Annotated in this window: 19 protein-coding genes; 15 read left to right on the forward strand and 4 right to left on the reverse strand. The window is 40.3% G+C overall.

The window, feature by feature from the left end; genetic code table 11:
• Positions 1 to 121 precede the first annotated feature (121 nt).
• The 4 genes from JOC94_RS09400 (at position 122) to JOC94_RS22905 (ending at position 3,361) form a co-directional block, all read left to right on the forward strand.
• Complete coding sequence (locus tag JOC94_RS09400) at positions 122 to 1,213, forward strand: M24 family metallopeptidase (protein ID WP_077112969.1); 1,092 nt, start codon at positions 122 to 124, stop codon at positions 1,211 to 1,213.
• Between the two features lie 32 nt (positions 1,214 to 1,245).
• Entirely contained in the window at positions 1,246 to 1,371 is a 126-nt protein-coding gene (locus tag JOC94_RS23190; RefSeq protein ID WP_268920969.1) for a hypothetical protein, read from the forward strand.
• A 14-nt stretch (positions 1,372 to 1,385) separates the two neighbouring features.
• Positions 1,386 to 2,963, forward strand: a complete 1,578-nt coding sequence (locus tag JOC94_RS09405) for an OPT/YSL family transporter (protein WP_268920970.1) — start codon at positions 1,386 to 1,388, stop codon at positions 2,961 to 2,963.
• Positions 2,964 to 3,268: 305 nt separating this feature from the next.
• Complete coding sequence (locus JOC94_RS22905) at positions 3,269 to 3,361, forward strand: hypothetical protein (RefSeq protein WP_236017047.1); 93 nt, start codon at positions 3,269 to 3,271, stop codon at positions 3,359 to 3,361.
• Between the two features lie 189 nt (positions 3,362 to 3,550).
• On the opposite strand, the gene JOC94_RS09410 is transcribed toward JOC94_RS22905, so the two are convergent.
• On the reverse strand, positions 3,551 to 3,907 hold the full coding sequence (locus tag JOC94_RS09410; protein WP_077112971.1) for a helix-turn-helix domain-containing protein: 357 nt from the start codon (positions 3,905 to 3,907) through the stop codon (positions 3,551 to 3,553).
• Positions 3,908 to 4,070: 163 nt separating this feature from the next.
• On the opposite strand from JOC94_RS09410, the gene JOC94_RS09415 reads away from it, so the two are divergent.
• The 11 genes from JOC94_RS09415 (at position 4,071) to JOC94_RS09460 (ending at position 17,217) form a co-directional block, all read left to right on the forward strand.
• Positions 4,071 to 4,268, forward strand: a complete 198-nt coding sequence (locus JOC94_RS09415; RefSeq protein WP_077112972.1) for a helix-turn-helix domain-containing protein — start codon at positions 4,071 to 4,073, stop codon at positions 4,266 to 4,268.
• Positions 4,269 to 4,474: 206 nt separating this feature from the next.
• On the forward strand, positions 4,475 to 5,944 hold the full coding sequence (gene argH / locus JOC94_RS09420; RefSeq protein WP_077112973.1) for an argininosuccinate lyase: 1,470 nt from the start codon (positions 4,475 to 4,477) through the stop codon (positions 5,942 to 5,944).
• A 29-nt stretch (positions 5,945 to 5,973) separates the two neighbouring features.
• The gene (locus tag JOC94_RS09425) at positions 5,974 to 6,681 is read left to right on the forward strand and encodes a GntR family transcriptional regulator (RefSeq protein ID WP_077112974.1); all 708 of its coding nucleotides are present in this window, start codon (positions 5,974 to 5,976) and stop codon (positions 6,679 to 6,681) included.
• A 373-nt stretch (positions 6,682 to 7,054) separates the two neighbouring features.
• Positions 7,055 to 8,119 carry an NAD/NADP-dependent octopine/nopaline dehydrogenase family protein gene (locus JOC94_RS09430; RefSeq protein ID WP_083717634.1) on the forward strand — a complete coding sequence of 355 codons (1,065 nt, stop codon included), beginning with the start codon at positions 7,055 to 7,057 and terminating at the stop codon, positions 8,117 to 8,119.
• 255 nt (positions 8,120 to 8,374) lie between these two features.
• A complete protein-coding gene (locus JOC94_RS09435) occupies positions 8,375 to 9,856 on the forward strand; it encodes an amidase (RefSeq protein WP_077112975.1) in 1,482 nt (493 codons plus the stop codon).
• 760 nt (positions 9,857 to 10,616) lie between these two features.
• Positions 10,617 to 12,032, forward strand: coding sequence for an MDR family MFS transporter (locus JOC94_RS09440; protein WP_077112997.1), 1,416 nt, complete (start codon positions 10,617 to 10,619; stop codon positions 12,030 to 12,032).
• 410 nt (positions 12,033 to 12,442) lie between these two features.
• Positions 12,443 to 13,765, forward strand: a complete 1,323-nt coding sequence (gene gabT / locus JOC94_RS09445; RefSeq protein WP_077112976.1) for a 4-aminobutyrate--2-oxoglutarate transaminase — start codon at positions 12,443 to 12,445, stop codon at positions 13,763 to 13,765.
• Positions 13,766 to 13,805: 40 nt separating this feature from the next.
• On the forward strand, positions 13,806 to 13,997 hold the full coding sequence (locus tag JOC94_RS09450; protein WP_077112977.1) for a GrpB family protein: 192 nt from the start codon (positions 13,806 to 13,808) through the stop codon (positions 13,995 to 13,997).
• A gap of 189 nt (positions 13,998 to 14,186) precedes the next feature.
• Positions 14,187 to 14,600, forward strand: a complete 414-nt coding sequence (locus JOC94_RS09455; protein WP_139345688.1) for a GNAT family N-acetyltransferase — start codon at positions 14,187 to 14,189, stop codon at positions 14,598 to 14,600.
• Positions 14,601 to 15,846: 1,246 nt separating this feature from the next.
• Positions 15,847 to 15,981 carry a hypothetical protein gene (locus JOC94_RS23195; RefSeq protein ID WP_268920972.1) on the forward strand — a complete coding sequence of 45 codons (135 nt, stop codon included), beginning with the start codon at positions 15,847 to 15,849 and terminating at the stop codon, positions 15,979 to 15,981.
• A 114-nt stretch (positions 15,982 to 16,095) separates the two neighbouring features.
• Complete coding sequence (locus JOC94_RS09460) at positions 16,096 to 17,217, forward strand: NAD(P)/FAD-dependent oxidoreductase (protein ID WP_077112979.1); 1,122 nt, start codon at positions 16,096 to 16,098, stop codon at positions 17,215 to 17,217.
• A gap of 3 nt (positions 17,218 to 17,220) precedes the next feature.
• On the opposite strand, the gene JOC94_RS23650 is transcribed toward JOC94_RS09460, so the two are convergent.
• From JOC94_RS23650 to JOC94_RS09475, 3 genes are all read right to left on the reverse strand, one after another.
• Entirely contained in the window at positions 17,221 to 17,580 is a 360-nt protein-coding gene (locus tag JOC94_RS23650; protein ID WP_077112980.1) for a hypothetical protein, read from the reverse strand.
• 323 nt (positions 17,581 to 17,903) lie between these two features.
• On the reverse strand, positions 17,904 to 18,896 hold the full coding sequence (locus tag JOC94_RS09470; protein WP_077112981.1) for a zinc-dependent alcohol dehydrogenase family protein: 993 nt from the start codon (positions 18,894 to 18,896) through the stop codon (positions 17,904 to 17,906).
• A 200-nt stretch (positions 18,897 to 19,096) separates the two neighbouring features.
• On the reverse strand, positions 19,097 to 19,996 hold the full coding sequence (locus tag JOC94_RS09475; protein WP_077112982.1) for a LysR substrate-binding domain-containing protein: 900 nt from the start codon (positions 19,994 to 19,996) through the stop codon (positions 19,097 to 19,099).
• Positions 19,997 to 20,129 lie beyond the last annotated feature (133 nt).

Genomic DNA, 20,129 nt, shown 5'->3' on the forward strand with positions numbered 1-20,129 from the left:
TATCCGTCGCATTCTACATGAATGCGTTGAGTAAAATCAGAATGAAACATATTAAAAAAAATACGAATGAGTTGCCGAACTTTACATGGCTATTTTGAATCTACTTTGAAGGAGGCAGACAATGTTTCATAAAAGAAAAGCAGCCGCTCTAACATATATGAAGGAATTTGATATAGACCTATTGGTATTGGTTCCGGGTTCAAATTTATATTATATGACTGGAAACAAACTGAAACAAAGTGAAAGGTTAACATTATATTTTTTAGAGCGCAGTGGAAGAGGTATTTTCTTTGTTCCAGAAGTTGAGAAAACGAAATTCATACTGGGCGAGGATGATTGTATATTAAGTTATTCTGATGATGAAGGTCCTCAGTCCTTATTAGATGATGTAAAAAGCAGTTTAGCCCAACACTATAGTAGAGTCGGTGTTGAAACAAACACGATGCGATTATTTGAATATCAATTCTTACATGAATTAGGTATTCGGCAAACTGTTCATGCAATGAATCTATTGAAAGAGATGCGACAATATAAGAATTCAGAAGAAATAAAGAGTATCAAAAAAGCTGTTTCTGTTTTAGAGGAGAGTTTATTAGCTGTTTTACCGACTATTCATATAGGAGTACAAGAAAATGAAATTGCGGCCAAATTAGAATACGAAATGAGAATGAGAGGGTCGGAAGGCACTCCTTTTTCAACGATTGTGGCTTCGGGGTATAGAGGAGCGCTGCCACATGGCCGAGCGTCTGACAAGACGATTGAAGATGGGGATTTTATTGTCATTGACTTTGGGGCGATTGTAGATGGTTATGTAGGCGATATGACTAGAACAATCGGGATCGGACATATTTCTGCTAAACAAAAAGAAGTTTATCATGTGGTCAAAAGAGCGCTAACGGAAGCAATTGCATCTATTAAGATTGATGAAAAGATCGGTGACATTGACGCAACCGCCCGAAATATCATTTCCCAAGCCGGTTACGGGGACTGCTTTACACATCGGTTAGGTCATGGAATTGGTTTGGATGCCCATGAAGATCCTTATATTATGCAAACAAACGATGATCAGATTCGTCCGGGCATGGCATTTACAATTGAGCCGGGTATCTATCTTCAAAATGAATTTGGGGTTCGAATAGAAGACAACATCGTTGTAACCGAAGCAGAAATAGAAAATGTCATGACCGTCAGTCATGATTTGATTGTTTTATAAATGACGTTATTTTTCCAGGGGATGGACGTGCATTGCGTCTATCAGCTTTTGATCCAGGGGAAAAACGTTCCGCATTTCTGGATAAGAAGAAATGCCGCCATTATGGAAAAGAGGAAACAAAAACGATCCAAAAGGTGATTCATCATTATGATTGGTAAGGAAGAGATAGATATTGAGAAAAAAACATCCAACTATTTTTAACCCAATCACGATTTTTTTAATCGTTTTTACGGCTATCTTTGGAGCAGTCATCGGGATGCAATTAATCACAACATTAGGTATTTCCGCAAATACATCCATCATTGGAGCAATTTTCGCTATGATGATTGCCAGAATACCCATTCAGCATTTTATTCGTTTTAAATCTGTCCATCGGCAGAATATGATTCAAACTTCCATCTCGGCCGCAACTTTTGGAGCAGCAAGCAGTTTACTGCTGCCAATTGGCATTCCCTTTGTCATGGGGATGCCCGAGCTAATATTGCCCTTGTTTATAGGTGTAACGCTTGCGATGTTTGTCGATGCCATTTTATTATATAAGTTTTTTGATTCAAAAATATTCCCGGCAGAAGAAGCCTGGCCACCGGGTATTGCAACAGCCGAAGCAATTAAGGCGGGTGATGAAGGTGGAAAAAGGGCTAAAGTATTAGGAGCAGGTATTGTTATTGGAATTTTGGGTTCGATCGCCAAGATTCCGATGTCCGCTTTTGGTGTCGCCTTTATAGGAAATATTTGGGCGTTAACAATGTTTGGTATCGGTCTCTTGCTCAGGGGATATTCAGTGCCTTTATTCGGAAGTGATATAAACGATTATTATATACCTCATGGTTTTATGATAGGTGCCGGGATCGTGGCATTGGCTCAAGTATGCATGTTAATATTCCAGAAACAAGAGCAAAAGGGAAACGGTGAATCGGTCAATAGGTATTCAAGAAATGAAAAAGATATTGCCCAAGGATTTAGAAACGGTACACTTGCCTATCTTATCATTGCTGTCTTGATGGCACTGATATCTGGCATATATCAGGATATGTCGATTTTGATGTTAATTGGTTTTATTTTGTTTGCGACGCTTGCTGCTTTTGCTCATGAATTAATCGTAGGGATTGCAGCTATGCATGCAGGATGGTTTCCGGCTTTTGCGGTTGCGCTTATTACTTTAATCATCGGCATTCTCATTGGTTTTCCAAAAGAGGCTTTGGCTATTTTAGTTGGTTATAGTGCTTCAACAGGCGTTGCTTTTGCTGATATGGGCTATGACTTAAAAACGGGCTACATTTTACGGGGGAATGGTACAGACCCAACTTTTGAAAAGGAAGGAAGAAAGCAGCAATTATATGCCGCTGTCCTGGCTTTTTTGGTAACGGTTACAGTTGTTTTTGTATCCTTTCAAAGCTATTTTGAAAAAGACTTAATCCCGCCTGTTAATTTTGTGTATGCGGCTACTATTGAATCCGGTGTTTCTCCCCAAATAGCGACTCAACTCATGATTTGGGCTATACCCGGGGCGTTGCTTCAAATGATTGGCGGCCCTAAACGACAGATGGGGGTTCTGTTTGCAACCGGATTATTATTAATAAATCCCATTGCCGGATGGGCGGTGCTTGCCGGTATTTTCATCCGCTTTATGATGTATAAGATCAATAGAAACCAAGATCATCAGTTGATGACGGTTATGGCCGCCGGATTTATTGCCGGTGACGCTTTGTACAGCTTTTTTTCTTCCATCTTTAAGATGGGAAAGCAGTAATTTAGTACGGCGGCTGCAGCATGCTCTAATATTTTGTATTCGGTATACCTATAAAAGAGACATACCTGTAACCGAAAGTCATTTTCGGAACACAGCTATACTTTCCCAGAAGGCGTGGATGTTGAAGGGCGGGAAAAAATAATCGGCCTTTTTAGCATACGGAAATCGATTTTGGGAATCTGCTACAACAGCAAATGAGGCTTGCTTTTGGTTGTTTTATGATAAACCTTTTAGACTACGGTCTGATGATAACTATTTTATAAACGCTTAATTTCTCTCGGTGTACTTCAACATCCTAAAAAAGAATGAGGTGTTTGTATGCAACATTTTATACAGGTCTTGGATGTTTAATGGCTCCTTCTATTCTCTTTTTAACGACCAAAGCCATCTTTGGGTAAAACAATGAACGAAGTGTATATGCGACCAGAAGTGAAGGAAAGGCAAAGACTTGTTACACTCTTGTCTTTTCTTTACTTTCAAGAAAGTGCGTGGCTCGCCAAATTTGGGCGTAAGTGCCCGCTTATCATATGTAATGGGAGAATGGTGGATTTGGCATCAACATTGAAGCACGTGAGAAATTCATCCGCTTATTCTGTTTCCCCTTTGATAATTTTCCACATTTGTCTTAGCTTACGCAAATCCTCTTCATCGGATTTAGGCAGTTCTTTATGCCAGCGGTCAAGTTCAGGGTCCTTGATGACTGTTGGATACTCATCATCATCTTCTTTTTCAGATCCAGTGGGATCATCGGTTATACCGAGTAAATAATCCGTTTTTACGCCATATAATAAGGCTAACTTTTTTAGTGTGTCAGTGTCAGGATCACGATAGTCCCTTTCATAGTTCGATAAGACTGCATTTGTGATTCCAATCTTTTTAGCCACATAAATTTGGGACCAATTTCTTTTCTCTCTTTCTTTTTTTAAACGAGATCCTAAGCTCATCATACATCACCATTTTATACATTATACTTATAGTTTACCCAAAATAAACGCTGTGTTAAGTAGATTTAACAAAAAGTTTAGTAGCGCACTTGACTTTCAACGGTACGTGTATATAATAAAAGTAGCCGTTTAAACTTTACGTTGAAAAGGCGGTGATATCACAATGTTGCACAAAAAAATTAAAGAGGTCAGGACAGCCAAAAATATAAAACAAGTTGTGATAGCGAATGCTCTTGGTATTACCGTGCAAGCGTACAGCATGAAGGAAGGAGGCAAGCGCCCAATAACTACAGCCGAGCTGGAGTTGATCGCTGCCAAACTAGATGTGCCGGTGTCGACATTTTTTTTGAAAGCGGATTAAACGCAGGGTTAAAGATTTGTAATTCATAAATGTCGGAAAGGAGACGATAAATGTAATGAATGGAAAATCTATTAGCCTGTGAAAAATTCTGTTTTACTTCAAAGCAAGTCTTGAGTGGATGTGAGGCACAAGTTCCAATACCCTTTTTTTAATGAAATTGTTCGGTCATTCAAACAATGTAATGGCTAAAGAGGGAGTGGATTGAGATGGGAGAAAGGTATGCTTCGGGATTGTCGGAAAAAGTGATTTGTTATCTATTTGAACCTATTGATGAAGGAGCGGAACGGTCTTTTCATTATATGCTTGATGTGAATAAGGCATATGTATCAATGCTGATTTCCGAAGGCATTGTCGACTTAGAAACAGGTAAAGAGATCATGCGGTCACTGAAAGAAATACATAATGAAGGAAACGAACAGTTTGAGATTGATCATCGCTTGGAGAACCTTTGCTTCTATATTGAACAGAAATTGGTTGATAAAGTCGGGAGAGAGGTTGCCGAACAACTGCATAAAGGCAGAAACAGAAATGATCTGTATGCGACTGTCACGAGGATGAACAGCCGTGAAGGCATAAAAAGGTTATGCGCTCTGTTATTAAAGCTGCGCGGCGCCTTGTTAGAACTTGCTGACTATCATTGTCATATGGTTTTTACCGCTTATACACATATGCAGCCTGCGGTCCCGATTACATTGGGTCATTATTTTTCGGCGATCCTTCATGCAATGGAACGAGACTTTACCCGCTTGGGCAGGGCCTTGCAACAGACTAATCTTTCTCCCCTGGGATCAGATGCGATGGCAGGTACGGCTTTTCCGATTAAATGGAAGAAGACTGCCGAGTTACTGGGTTTCGCGGAATCAATGACCAATTCATTGGATGGAATCGCTTCTCGTGATTATATGTTGGAAGCTTTATCTGCAATGAATATTCTCATGAATCATATCAATCGTCTGTGCCATGATTTACATATTTGGTCTACAGATGAATATGGCATCGTTACGGTCGGAGAATCAGCAACTGCTTCCAGCGGTAGAACGTTGCATAAAAAGAATCTGGTTACTTTGGAACGTATAAAAGCAAAGTCATCACATGTGTTGGCAGCCCTTGTTTCCGCCATCGGTTGCATGAGCAACATTCCATATGCCCATTGCCAGGACTTGGCAGGGGAGAGTACGAAGCTTTTTTGGGATTCCTTGCATGAAGTGGGAACAGCATTGGAGTTGTTGTTAGAGACAATACAAACGATTGATTTTAAGGAAAAGAAGATGCAGAGCGAATCATCCCGTAATTTCTCCACTGTTACTGAGCTGGCAGGTCTGCTTGTCCGTGAAGCAGGCATCTCTTTTCGGCAAGCCCATCAAATAATCGGTTCGATGGTGAACAATATGTTACAGCAAAACCGTACATTCCATCAGTTAGATTCCAGATTCATCGAACAATCATCCATTGATGTGCTAGGAAAAGGTATTTTTATCTCTCAAGAAAAAATTGAAAACGTTTTACGTTCTGTCAAAAATGTAAATGCGAAAATGGTGCAAGAAGAGACGGATTTTATGGAAGTGAAAAAGCAACTGGAAAAGTTGAATCACAAGATTCAACAAGATAAAAAGTGGATGCTCCAATTCGAAGAAACGATCGGCCGTTTTAAAAAGGAGTTAGAATCTTACATGTAAAATGACAAAATAACCCGGGAGTGGAAATATTGAAAACGAACAAATTTGATCAGGCACTTCCATTATATTTTCATATTAAAAAAGTATTGCAAGAAAAAGTTGCAAGCGGTGTATGGAAACCGGGAGACCAAATCCCAAATGAAATTGAGCTCGCGGACATCTTTCAAGTGAGCCGATCCACTGTAAGAGAAGCAATCCTTCAATTGGTTCGGGAAGGTGTACTTGTCAGATATCAAGGTAAGGGAACTTTTGTATCGCAACCGAAAATCGAAGGTGAACTGATCAACTTCAATTTTTCAAGCAAATGGGCCTTTAAGCAACAAATGGTTCATGTAATTGAAAAGCCTTGTACTGTTTCAGTGGCAAAAGCATTGGGATTGGCGCTAAATGAGATCGTCTATGAGATTAAACGAATCAACTTTTTTCATACTGAACCGGCAGCTTTGGAAATTTCTTATATCCAAAAAGCATGTGTACCTAATTTGACAAACCATTCTATCGAAGGAAGATTATATGATTTGTTGAACGAGAAATACCATATTTCCATTACAAATGCGGAGAGTGATATGGAGCCTGTTCTTTTAAATTCAGCGGAAGCGGGAATGTTGAAAACGAATATGGACAAACCGGGGTTGAAAATAACACGGGTTGGTAAAACATTATCGGGAAAACCGGTTATTTTAACCGACAGTTTGATCCGGGGCGATAAGGTGAGAATGTTTATTCAATCCAGCTAATGAAAGAGGAAAAAGAGTTGTTTCGTGGGTGGCATCAGTTGTTTCTAGTTCCACATGATGGTTTCGCAAACATTATTTTTGAGTGGCTACCGCAATGAAAATAGGAACCTATATTTAATGCAGGACTTCAAGATGTGACATAGCCTTGTTTTTGTGACAGATTAGATCGTTTTCAAGGATAGGAACGATGTTGGTCGGCTAGTCTAAAGGCTCCGGCGACTATGTGATTTGCTCGTTGCTTGGAATTTCTCCCATTTTGCTTATCGTCCGGAAGGAGTGGCCACTATTTTAGGGATGATCTTGTATTGGGGATTTTCCGTTTGAAAAAATAAAAAATCCAATGAATCGTTATCTGCCTAAGGAGGGATAGACATTGAAGTTTACAATTATTGGCGCCGGAAATAGCGGTCAAAGCATGGCGGCACATTTAACGTTATTGGGTTATAACATTTCTTTATATGATATTCAGGAAAGTTTAATAGAAGGAATCAATGAAAAAGGTGGAATCGAAGTCGAAGGGTTTATCCAAGGTTTCGCTCCAGTAAAGGCTACAACCAATCTGGAAAATGCCATGGAAAATACGGATGTCATTATGATCACGACAACAGGAAGCGCACACCGGACAGTGGCGCGCGCGATTGCGCCTTATTTACAAGATGGACAAGTGATTATGCTTTGTCCGGGTTATTGGGGAGCTTTGGAATGCAGGAGTATTTTCAGAGATATGGGCATGAATAAAAAAGTGTATGTCGCAGAAACGGAATCTTTCATTTATACTTGCCACTCTACGGCACCGGGACATGTTCAAATTAGGAAAATCAAGGAATCTCTGGAATTTTCGGCTCTGCCTTCGAGTGATTCGGCCATTGTAAAAGACAGACTTAGTGAAGTATATCCGCAATTAAAGATTGCCGGTAGTGTGTTGGTGACAACTTTGAACAATTGCAATCCGATTTTACACGTGCCGATCGCACTGTTAAATGCGGGGAGAATTGAATCTGAAGGGGAATTTGCCTTTTTCCTTGAAGGTGCCACACCATCAGTCGTGAATGTTGTGGAAGAGTTGGAACAAGAGCGGTTGGTAATGGGACGTCACTTAGGGATAAAATTGTCTCCCGCACTGGATTTGCTGCGCCGTTTTTATCGGGTGGAGGCAACAACCTTATATAAAAGTATTCAAAAAAACCCGGTCTATCAATGCGAAAAAGCTCCCGTCACATTAAATCATCGTTATATATATGAAGATATTCCTTATGGTTTACATCCGATGGTTGAACTTGGCGAAAAGCTCGGTATTCATATGAGGTGTTGCAATCTGCTCATTGATATGGCGTCCTTACTGGTAAAGGAAGACTTGAGGGAGAGGGCTGTCAGGCTGTCGGATTTAGGATTGGCGGATATGAATCCGGATGAAATAGTAGCGTATTTGGAGGAGTAAAATATAAACGAGTCAGCAACAAACGGCGGTATTAATGGTTGAGCGAACAATTGGTACCGCAGTTTTTTATGGGCAAACCCGAAAATAACAACTTTCTAAATATGAAAAAAGAGCTTACTGATAGAAAAAGACTATGGCAATTTTCAAGGTTACATTTTTTAAAGCAATGCTTCATGACCTATTATTGCTTTCACTATATAAAACCGCTTACATGTATGGTATAATGATTGAAAATTCGGATAAAGGAGGCATTTCATGGGTCAGTACGCGTATAAAAGTATTTCAGAGCTGTCACAACTTATCAGGGAGAAAAGACTTTCGCCTGTTGAGTTGCTTGAAGCGACCATCAAGCGAATTGAGACCCGCAACCAAGAGACCAATTCATTTGTTTACTTGAATTTTTCAGAAGCTAGAGAAAGAGCAAGGCAGGCTGAAGAGATGGTGATGGCCGGGGAAAAGTTGGGGCCTCTGCATGGTATTCCAACTGCTATAAAAGATTTATTTGATTTTAAACCCGGTTGGCCCGCCACATATGGAGGTATTCCCGCTTTAAAAGACCATATAGCCGATTTTTATTGTGTGTATGCTGAAAGAATGGAGAAAGCCGGTGCGATTATTGTAGGTAAAACAAATAGCCCTATCATGGGGTTTCGAGGAACGTGCGATAATCCATTGTTTGGACCAACAAAAAATCCATTTGATGTAACAAAAAATAGTGGTGGTTCTTCGGGAGGAAGTGCCGCTGCAGTGGCGGATGGGTTGATCCCTATTGCGGAAGGTACAGATGGGGGTGGATCGATTCGTATTCCTTCTGCCTGGTGCGGCACATACGGCTATCAAGCGTCCTATGGCAGAGTTCCAATGGTCATGAGGCCGAATGCTTTTGGCGGTATGAGTCCTTTTCTTTATGAAGGGACGATAACGAGAACGGTTGAAGATGCTGCCATTGGCATGGCCTCCTTGACAGGTTATGATTCCAGGGATCCTTTGAGTGTAAACAGCAAGGTGGACTACATGGGAGCCCTCCATAAATCTATGAAAGGATGGAAAATAGCCTACAGCCCGGATTTTGATGTGTATCCGGTAGACGAAAGAGTCAAGAATGTTGTGAAAAGTGCTGTGCAACTGTTTGAAGATGCTGGCGCGCATGTAGAAGAGGTGCAATTCGGTATCAAAAGAGACCAAAAGGAATTAAGTGATTGCTGGTGTCGAATGATGATGACCGCAAATATCGCAACATTCGAAATTTTAAAGCGACAAGGACTGGATTTATTAAAGAATGATCGAGATGACCTTCCTGAGGAATTTACTTACTGGTCAGAATATGTCCATCATATGAAAGCAACAGATATCATCAATGACCAAATCATCCGAACAGAAATCTTTGACTCCATTCAAAAGATCTTCAACGAGTATGATCTCATTATGACGCCAACTTTGGCTTGTCTACCAGTGGATAATGCGGATGATGGGGAGACAAAGGGGCCTTCTCACATAAATGGAATTGAAATGAATCGGTTAATTGGTTGGTGCCTCACTTACTTTACAAACTTCACGGGACACCCCTCTGCTTCTATTCCTGCTGGTTTGGCAGGTCATCTTCCAGTTGGAATGCAAATAATTGGAAAAAGATTGGCCGATGAGGATGTATTCACTGCCAGTTCCATATTTGAACAGCTTAAGCCTTGGAAAGGCACGTACGAAATCTGCAATAATCGGGCCCGTGTCGAATCTTGATTCATAAAAAAACTTGCATGAGCTTTTAGATCCCGCATGTAAGATGCTATATACACCACTTCAAGACCTGAGTTGATACAAAAGGTTTAAGTGTGAGAAAACGGCACCTAAATGCCCGATTGGTTCAACTAACATTCAGTAGGAGCCCTACTGAATGAAGTTTCACTTTATCCATCATTGAAAGATCATTTAGCAAAAAAAGAAATTATTAATGTTAAGAAAAAAATAAGTAAAGTTGCTGTTAAATGCGAAAAAGGGCGCCGGCTATTTGGTATAATTGCGATTGCCAAAACCTAAATACCCAAAGGTGAAAGCTGAATATTGAAAAATCAACCAATGTAGCCGGCCTCCTCATCAATACTTGACACTTGTCGGCAAATTTGTATAAAATGAATATTATTTCAATCGGAAGGGGACAAAGTACATGATTTTCTAATCCTATTTCAAGAAAAAACATTGTTATGAACTATTCGGATCACTTCTGCATGAAAGGTCGATTCTTATTTGGGTATTGAATGGTTTGTAACAGTGCTTTTCTGGGTAGGATTAGCTATGTGCTTTTATAGTTAAAAAGGGCGAAGTGTCTTCTTTTTGCTATAAGGTCTCATTGCCTCCTGTTCAGAAAAGGACGGGAGGTTTTTTTGTGTTTGTAAAGTAAATGTTTCAAGGATGGAAAAATATTTGTAAAAAGGAGTCGATATGTGTGGAAAGCAAGTATGAATTTTTATCAGAAGATCCCAATATCAAAGTGTTGCCAATTATGCTTTCATTAATCATCGGCGCCTTTTTTGCCATTTTAAATGAAACGTTGTTAAATATTGCGCTAACGACGTTAATGCAGGAATTTGGCGTATCCTTGACGATTGTGCAGTGGATGGCAACCGGTTTTATGTTGGTAATGGGTATTGTCATTCCTGTATCAGCTGTATTGATGCAATGGTTTACGACACGGCAAGTGTTCTTGGGGACAATGATTGTATTCACAATTGGCACGGTCGTTTGCGCTGTTGCCCCTAATTTTAGCATTTTGTTGGTCGGCCGGTTACTTCAGGCAGTTGGAACCGGGCTTTTGACACCGTTCATTTTCAATACATTTTTATTGCTGTATCCGCCTCATAGACGCGGAGCGGTAATGGGAATTGTTGGTTTGGTGATTATGTTCGCCCCGGCAATCGGGCCGACATTATCCGGAGTTATTGTAGAATATTTGGGTTGGCGCTATTTGTTTATTGTTGTCATTCCATTTGCTTTGTTTTCCATTTTGTTTGCTTATAAGTATTTAATCAATGTTTCAGAAGTCACAAAGCCGAAAGTGGATGTATTGTCCATTGTGTTATCGACGATTGGCGTAAGCGGCATTGTATTTGGTTTCAGTTCGCTTGGTGAAAGTGATGCTGGATTCCTCAATCCGCTCGTTTACCTGCCGATTATTGTTGGGGCCGCGGCACTCACCTTGTTTTCCTTCCGGCAGTTGAAGCTTGATGAACCGCTGCTTGATCTCAGAGTATTTCGGTTTCCCATGTATACACTCGGAGTCATCTTATTTTTAATTATTCTGATGGCGATGTTCTCTTCGGAAATTATTTTGCCGGTCTTTATGCAAGGACCGTTGGCGTTGACGGCTGCGACCGCGGGCTTGGTTTTGTTGCCGGGCAGTTTGTTAAGCGGGCTTTTGTCACCGGCAATGGGGCATCTGTTTGATAAATTGGGACCGCGTAACCTGCTCATTCCCGGCACCATGCTATTATGCGCAACGATGTTTATATTAAGTAATTTAAGCTTGCAAACACCAATTTGGGTAATTGTTGCTTGTTATATGCTGCTCATGGTTTCGATATCGGCTGTAATGATGCCTGCTGAAACGAATGGCCTGAATCAATTGCCGAAAAAAATGTATCCCCATGGGACGGCCATCATGACCACTTTGCAGCCGATTGCCGGTGCGATAGGCGTGTCGGTATTTATCAGTTTGATGAATGCCAAGCAAGCTCATTTTCTGGAAAAAGCAGAGGCTCCGACTCATCCTGCAACGATCAAAGCATCAATGGTGGAAGGTGTTGAATTTGTCTATCTCATCGCTCTTGGCCTATCGGTCATCGCTTTGATCATGTCATTTTTTGTGTATCGGGCCACGCCCAAAGAGATGAACGCTCCGGTATCGAAGGAATCGGAGTAAATAACGGCCTTACAAACGGGCTGATAAAGGCCTCTCCAGACAAATAAAAATCACGAATATGGATTGAACTTGAAAAAGAAAAGAGGCGTTCATTGGGGCGCCTCTTTTTTTGAGCCGTAACATATATCGGCATAGAAGTGATGCGATGTAGTAAAAGTCCGCGCTCCGTCCAGTTTCCTTTAAAAGAAAGCATCAAAATGATTCGGTGTGTTGCGATTTAGTTTTATATCAATTGTAAGACAATATAAAAAATATGTTGAATTTTGTTATTTTCGTTGTTATAATTAACTCGAAAAATGAAATAACATTTCAATTAATGAAATGTAGGTGTAAAGAGTACATATTATTGCTTACTCAAAAGTAAAATTGTAAGGGCTGTCATTGAATGAAAGTGGAAAGGGGAGTTTTCATTGGGATTTATTGAAATAAAAACAACCATTCCCGGGCCGCGCTCATTAGACTTATGGAAGAAGCGCAAAGACGCTGTTCCCAATGGTATTTCCACCAATATTCCAATCGGAGTCTCTGAGGCTTCCGGTGCTTTAATAAGGGATATGGATGGAAATTGTTTCATTGATTTGGCTGGAGGTATTGGAACTTTAAATGTTGGACATTTACCACCCGGAATCGTCGAGGTGCTGAAAGAGCAACTCGATTGCTTTATTCATCCTGTTTTTTCGGTCACTATGTATGAGTCTTATATTCAATTGGCTGAAAAGCTTAATCGCTTAGTCCCAGGAACATTTCCTAAAAAAACGATTTTCTTGAACAGTGGCGCAGAGGGAGTTGAAAACGCCATCAAAATTGCCCGGCGATTTACCGGACGACCAGGTATTATTTCTTTTGAAAGAAGCTTTCATGGAAGAACCTTTATGACGATGTCACTGACAGGTAAAGTGAAAGACTTTAAACAAGGTTTTGGTCCGATGGCGACAGATGTATACAAGGTTCCCTATCCATACCCTTACCGTGATGAGCAAACGACAGATGAGGAATTGCTCAACAGTTTTCACCGCTTATTTCAAACAACGGTTGACCCGCGGGATGTTGCGGCCATTATGATGGAGCCTGTCCAAGGAGAAGGCGGACTGGTCGTTCCGTCCGCAACATTTGTAAAGGGAGTCAGAAAGCTGTGTGATCAATTTGGCATCGTTTTTATAGCCGACGAAGTTCAGACCGGCTTTGCCCGTACAGGAAAATTATTTGCCATGGAACATTTTGATGTAGAGGCCGATATAACAGTACTGTCAAAATCAATTGCTGCCGGAATCCCCTTGGCAGCTGTTACTGGAAAAGCGGACATCATGGATTCTCCAAAACAAAAGGAACTGGGAACGACTTTGGGAGGGAGTCCGTTAGGATGTATCGCAGGCCTTAAAGTGTTGGAAATGATAGAAAAAGAGAATCTGACAGACAGAGCTAATCTAATCGGTCAACAAATCAAAAAGCGCTTGGCGCATTCATCATCGTTCATTGGTGAAATAAGAGGAATTGGCGCGATGATCGGAATTGAAATCGTAAAAGATCAGGACACGATGGAACCATACCCTGAAATGGTGAAAGACATTGTGAAAAAATGTTATGAAAATGGTGTGATCATCCTGACAGCCGGGGCATATGGGAATGTAATACGACTGCTGCCGCCCTTGGTCATTACTGATGCAGAGTTGTCGGAAGCATTGGCTGTATTGGAGAGTGTCTTATCCGGATTAGAAAAAGAAGGAAATTGTTAATGTTTTTCAGGAAGTTTAGATCAATTCTTCAACCTTATATGTGTGTAATAAAGATAGTACAGAATTAGCTAGACATTTGTTATTTCGAAATTATCTTCGTAACAATCCAGAGGCAGTTAATGAATATGAACAGTTAAAAAATGAATTGGCGAAGACTGCAAAAGACCGAGCTACTTATAGCGAGGGTAAAACTAAATGTGTAACTAAGATATTAGAGAACGCAATGAGGTAATGTCATTAGTTTTGAGTGTTCGACTGCTTTTTCAGTATGTGAAACATGTACTTACACTAACGGGTTCTTTCCTTTGGGATTCGAACTGGCTGCAAATCAGCAGCTTTTTTTATTCCACTAAAGGGGCAGGTTAGTGGAATAAGGAATAGGACTCTTTCAAAGAGAAATTAGCATTGTTGTTTAGTATATATGAACTATAAAGTTATTATAAACATTCCAATATCTAATAACGAAGTACCTGAACTAAGAGAACATATTGGTTGGGGTAGACGAGATGATGATTACCCAATATTGTTTGAACGTTGTAATTTCTGGGCTGGGGTTAGAGGTAAAAATAATAAACTGATTGCCTTTGGGTATGTTTGTGGAAAGGGTTTAAAACATGGATATATGGAAGATATAATCGTTCATCCTCAGTATCAAGGACGGGGAATTGGAGTTGAGTTGGTAAAGGAATTATTGCGAGAGTCTGAACGGTTTGGATTAAGAATTGTAACGGTGTCATACGAGGAAAACAAAACTAGCTTTTATAAAGCATATGGCTTTAACCTGGTTCAGGAGGATTATGGCAATCATCGTAATAAAAATTCTTACTTAAACTGACGGGTGCGTTAGTAAAAATTCTTTTTGTAGTAAAATATGGCATTTGTAGTACAAAAAAAGATAGATAGAGGATAATTCTTTACTTCTCTATCTATCTTTTTAATTTACCCCTTAAATGTCTGACATTACATAAAACCTCATTGTTATTTTTACCGTCTTGACTTTTTATATAGCTAAAAAAACAAAAAACCCTTAAACACCCCCGCCTATAAATAAGTGGGGGTGTTTTTTTAATGAACATTTGCAATTTTTTACGAGGAAACCAAGCCAATAACACTAAGTGTAATACCGTCGGGGCATAGAACCAGTTTTTCTTTGCACAAGCAATGAAATTGCAATTACATTGGCAGTCATTAGTTCCATAACTTGACCAATAACGATCGTGAGTAGGGCAGCAAACATCATATGGATTTATCGCCACCATATTTTCCACGATCACCACAGTTCCTTCCACAATGTTTATATCCAGGACAACCATCGCCCCATTGATACAAAGGTTTAACAGTTTTAAAAGATTGACCTTCAACATAATTTGCATGATTCGGGAGGCCTTTTTCAAAGTCCATTGATTCAATAGATTTTCCAGTATAAGGAATTTCTATTTCAACTTATAAAAGTTGTCAGTTTGTTTTCGCCTTCCTTTAAAACCGCAGCTGTTACAACTTCTTAGTAAAAATTGTTAACAAACGACCGCATTGCCGAATTTCAGTACAACACGAGTAATGAGATTACAATATTTTCATCAACCGGGGCAACGAATTCTGTTTTATTAGCTGCCAAAATGTAATAGCATCTTCTTTAAAATAAATCTTAGAATTTTATTTTTGAAATTCCATATTTGGCTTAATATGCATTAAATACAAATAATGCTTTTTCTTTTGACAGTTTACGTCCAAATTCCAATTCGATAATAGGTATTGCCATTTGAATCATTCCTTTATTTTTATTTACAACTATAACTAACACGGGGTGTCTTGCTTTACATTTTTCACCTCAATTGGTTGCTATATTTCAATAGGTGTAATTAAATTGCAAAAACTAAAACAAGATTGGGAGAAATTTTTAACAATCGTAGTGATCAATTTGCTTCATTGCTTTTTATTTAGTCATTTTCTCCTTTTTTATATATAATGTAAGCGGTGATGGGTCTTCTGTTCCAAGTCAAGCCAAGATGAATAAACTGTGAATAATCTCTTATTCTTTTATAATGAACAAGGACCACTTCATTAGAAGGGAGTGCGTTTGCATGGTCGATGAGTCACAAATGATTCTTAAAGAGGTTTTGCAACTCGTTTATGAAAAAGGACAGGAAGAAGGCGCTTCACTCAACCAGTTGTTAAAAGATGCGAGTGAATTATTGCATCTATTGGTCAAGCAATAACAGGTTTTTTAGTCAGGCATCTGACATTAATCGCTTTGTTTCAGCCGTAAGGTCGTAGCTGAAGCACGATCTGGCTTAGAGTATGCAACATGAAATGGGAAAGGGCGTGAACAAATGAAAGTAATCGTTGTAGGCGCGGGTATTGTAGGAGCAAGCACGGCCTACCATTTAGCGCGGGAAGGCGTGGAGGTTGTGGTTGTGGATTATCTACATGAAGGCCAGGCGACAGCAGCGGGAGCCGGGATTGTCTGCCCTTGGATTTCAAGCGGAGATGACAACCATCCGGATCTGTATACGCTTGCCAATGCGGGGGCGTGTTACTATCCTTCACTTATATCCATGCTGGGACAAGATGGTGAAACAAATGTCAGCTATCGTTTAGTGGGAGCGATGGCCGTAAATAGTGATGAAGCGAAACTGGATGCAATCGAACAAATGGTTAGAAAACGGCAATCGGAAACTCCGGAAGTGGGTGAAATTCGCCGTTTGTCCCCTGCCGAGGCACAAGCGCTTTTTCCGCCTTTAAACAGCGGTCTCGGGGCTGTATATGTTACAGGCGCCGCACGGGTAGACGGGAAGTTGATGAGAGACGCACTGAACAGAGCAGCCCAAAAGCATGGTGCCCTTTACCAATCAGGAGAAGCCGATCTGGAAGCAAAAGATGGTAAAGTGGTTGGTGTCCGTGTGAAAGGTCAATTCATTTCCGCCGACGCTGTTGTCGTGACAGCAGGAGCGTGGATTTCCAAAGTGCTGGAGCCCTTGGGGATAGATGTATCCATCGTACCGCAACGGGGACAAATCATCCATTTAGAAGTTCCAGGACACGACACTTCCAATTGGCCCGTCATTCTCCCGCAAAATGATCATTATCTCGTTTCGTTTGATCATTCCAGAGTAGTCGTGGGAGCAACAAGGGAAACAGGAGCGGGATTCGATTACCGTGTTACGACATCTGGTGTAAAAGAAGTGCTTGATAAAGCATTGTCAATCGCTCCCGGTCTTGCCAACGGCACATTGAAGGAAATCAGAATCGGGTTTAGGCCATTTGGCAAAGAACTTTCACCTTTGATTGGACTTGTTCCTTCTATGGAGGGGCTCGTTATTGCCAATGGTTTGGGTGCTTCGGGCTTGACGATGGGGCCGTATGTCGGATTAACAGCGGCTAATCTTGTGCTTGGCAATGAACTGGACTTGGATCTTACCCCCTTTAATCCGTTGAGAAAAGTCACGGTGTAAAAGCTATACATAAAAGACAGCAGTTGTCTCTATTTGGGCAAATGCTGTTTTTTGTTTTACCTGTATCATATGGTCAATCTTTTTTGTAGTTCCTGCCTCTTTAACATTATCTCTCATAAACTCTTGTTCTTCATTTTCCGACATAATGATATACTTTACCGATCGTACCACCTTCATAACTCCAAAGGTAGTTATGATCTTCGTCTGCTCTTGAAAAGTCTCCATCCAGTAGGGCAAGACATTCTTCTTTTCTTTCAAAATGGCTCTTTGAGACGATTGCAAACACATCGTTAATCGTTTCAGGGATAGCCCCCACTTCTGTTCGGCTCTTACTTTGCTGAGGTGAGTCATTTTATGCAACACAGCAATGACGGCCTTTTGTGTTGGGTTTTCACCAAGCTAAACCTTATAGCTTATACCACCAATTGGTTGCGTTTGCTCGATAAATTCTTCGATGGGGACACCTGCCGTTTCTGCTTTTTTCTTCATTTTCAGTTCTTTTTTTCATGATTATGTACCAAATACTGGTAGCTTCCATATAAAGAAAGCAGTACTACACTTACCGAAACAGCTACAATGAGCAATACCTTTTTCATAAAGCCCCCCTCCGATTCCTTAGAATAATTGTTTTCAGTTAGCCAGTAGCATCTTTGAAAAAATGTTCATGACCAACATGAGGGCGCCCGTTAATTTTTATCACTCGTTAAAAACACTTTTCCTTTACGAGGTTCTAACGTAGCATCAATAGCCTGCTTTATATTCGATAAATCGTGTTGGGAATGCACTTTTGCCAAGCGCAATTTCCGGTCCTCCAAGAGTTTGAATAACAATTGGAAGGTTTGTTGCCATTTGTCGATTGACACCTTTTTATTCCAGTTTCGTAAATGGAACATTGTTGCTTGCAATTTGGCTTCATTGTAAATATTTTTCCAGTTTACTTGGATGCCTGATAAAAGGCCAATCGCTAAAAATAGGCCATTAGGTCGAACACAAAATGCCAGTTCCTCTCCAGCCTTGCCTCCGATTGAATCGATAGCCGCATTCGCCCCCATCCCCTTTGTTATGTCCATGACTGTCTCATACAGCGGTTCTCTGGAACTATCTATTACATGGGAGGCCCCAAGCTGGAGAAGGTCTTCGGTATATTTGTTGCTTCTGGTGATCGCAACTAAGCGAAAACCCAATATGGTTGCAAACTGGGCAAACATATGACCGATGGCGGAACAGCAGGCGTTTACAAGTAAAACATCATTTGGTTTTAAACGTAAAACTTCGGTACAAGCGACCCAAGCCGTAACGGGATTAATATATACTTGCGATGCGGTCATATCATCAATGGAGTCAGGGACGGGAACAGCCAATTCCGCCGATGATTTGACAAATTCCTGCCATGTGCCTTCTCCCCGTAAAGGTAACACGCGCCTTCCGATGAGGTGCCGGGATACAAATGACCCGACATCTTTTACAATGCCAACTCCTTCATAGCCAGGTATATCCGGCAGTGAAATTCGATGGGCGTATGCCCCTTTAATCGGGATTAAGTCAGAAGGATTGATGGGCCGAACGAGCATGCGAACAAGGATTTCGTCATTTTTGGGGGGATCAATGCTTTTATATTCGATTTTTAATACGTCTTTCGGATTGCCAAATTCATTGTATGTTATACACTTTGCATTCAAGGGCTTTTTCTCCTTCTATCAAATATCTTTTCACTTTACAAAACGAATAAATGAAAGTGTGTAGTTGCAAAAAAGATGGCAGAGGCTTTTCAATAAAGTTGGTCGGCGCGTTTTGGGCACATTGGTCGGCTTTTTGGTAAAGTACCAGAGCCGATTTGAGAAAAAAATGCCGGAATAGCTTGCCAATAAAAACGTTTTTATCACCTATGTTTGGATGTGTTTTCTGCAATATACTGCTTAAGCAATGTGACAATACTGTTGACGATATGAGACTTTTCATTGAAGCGCCATACTACAGATGTTTCTATAGTGGGACTAAAATCCAGTTCCTTAAAGACGACACTTGCAATTTGGAGATTTTTCATGGAAGAAGGAATCAGGGCAATTCCTAATCCTGATGAAACTAAAGCAATAACCGCCGTTGAAATATGTGCCGTTATGGTCAACTTTGGAACAAAACTCATCTTATGAAAGATAGACATAACCGTATCATAGTAAACAGGGCTCACTTTTCTGGGGGTAACTATAAATGTATCATCTACTAATTCCTGAATGTTAATGGGTGAATCTGATTGGGCTAACTTATGCGACTTTGGAAGGACTGCAACGAATTTTTGTTTGCGAATAGGAATGATATGAAGGTTGCTTTTTTGAATAGGGGTACAAATGAATCCAATATGGATTTCCTCTTCTTGTAATGCTTTAAGCTGATCAACGGTGCTCATTTGATGCATCGTTATATCTACTTCCGTATTCACGCTTTGATATGATTGGATAATGGGAATCAGGTCATAGAGTGCTGAATCGGTGAATCCAATTGATAATTGTCCTTTTTCCCCTTTGTAAATCTTCCTTGTGTATTCACGCGCTTTTTCTATATCTATGAGTATTTTATACGCTTTCTCCAAAAAAGCTCTTCCTGCATCCGTTAATTCCACTGTTCGATTGCTGCGTTCCAATAATTTTACACCAATACTGTTTTCCAATTGCTTAATTTGCTGACTTAAAGGCGGCTGGCTCATATTTAAACGGCTTGCCGCCTTTGTAAAGTTCAATTCTTCGGCAACTGTGACAAAATATTTTAAATGTCGAAGTTCCATAACGATGCCTCATTTCTTTTGAACTATATTTATTTTATATCATAACAAAACTATTTGAATATTGTACATATTAATAATGGCATTCTATAATAAACAAAATTAGCAAAAGCTAGAGTGTGCTGTTCAAGTTGAG

Origin of the sequence: Siminovitchia thermophila, from assembly GCF_016909185.1 — a bacterium.
GTDB classification, from domain to species: Bacteria; Bacillota; Bacilli; order Bacillales; family Bacillaceae_C; genus Siminovitchia; species Siminovitchia thermophila.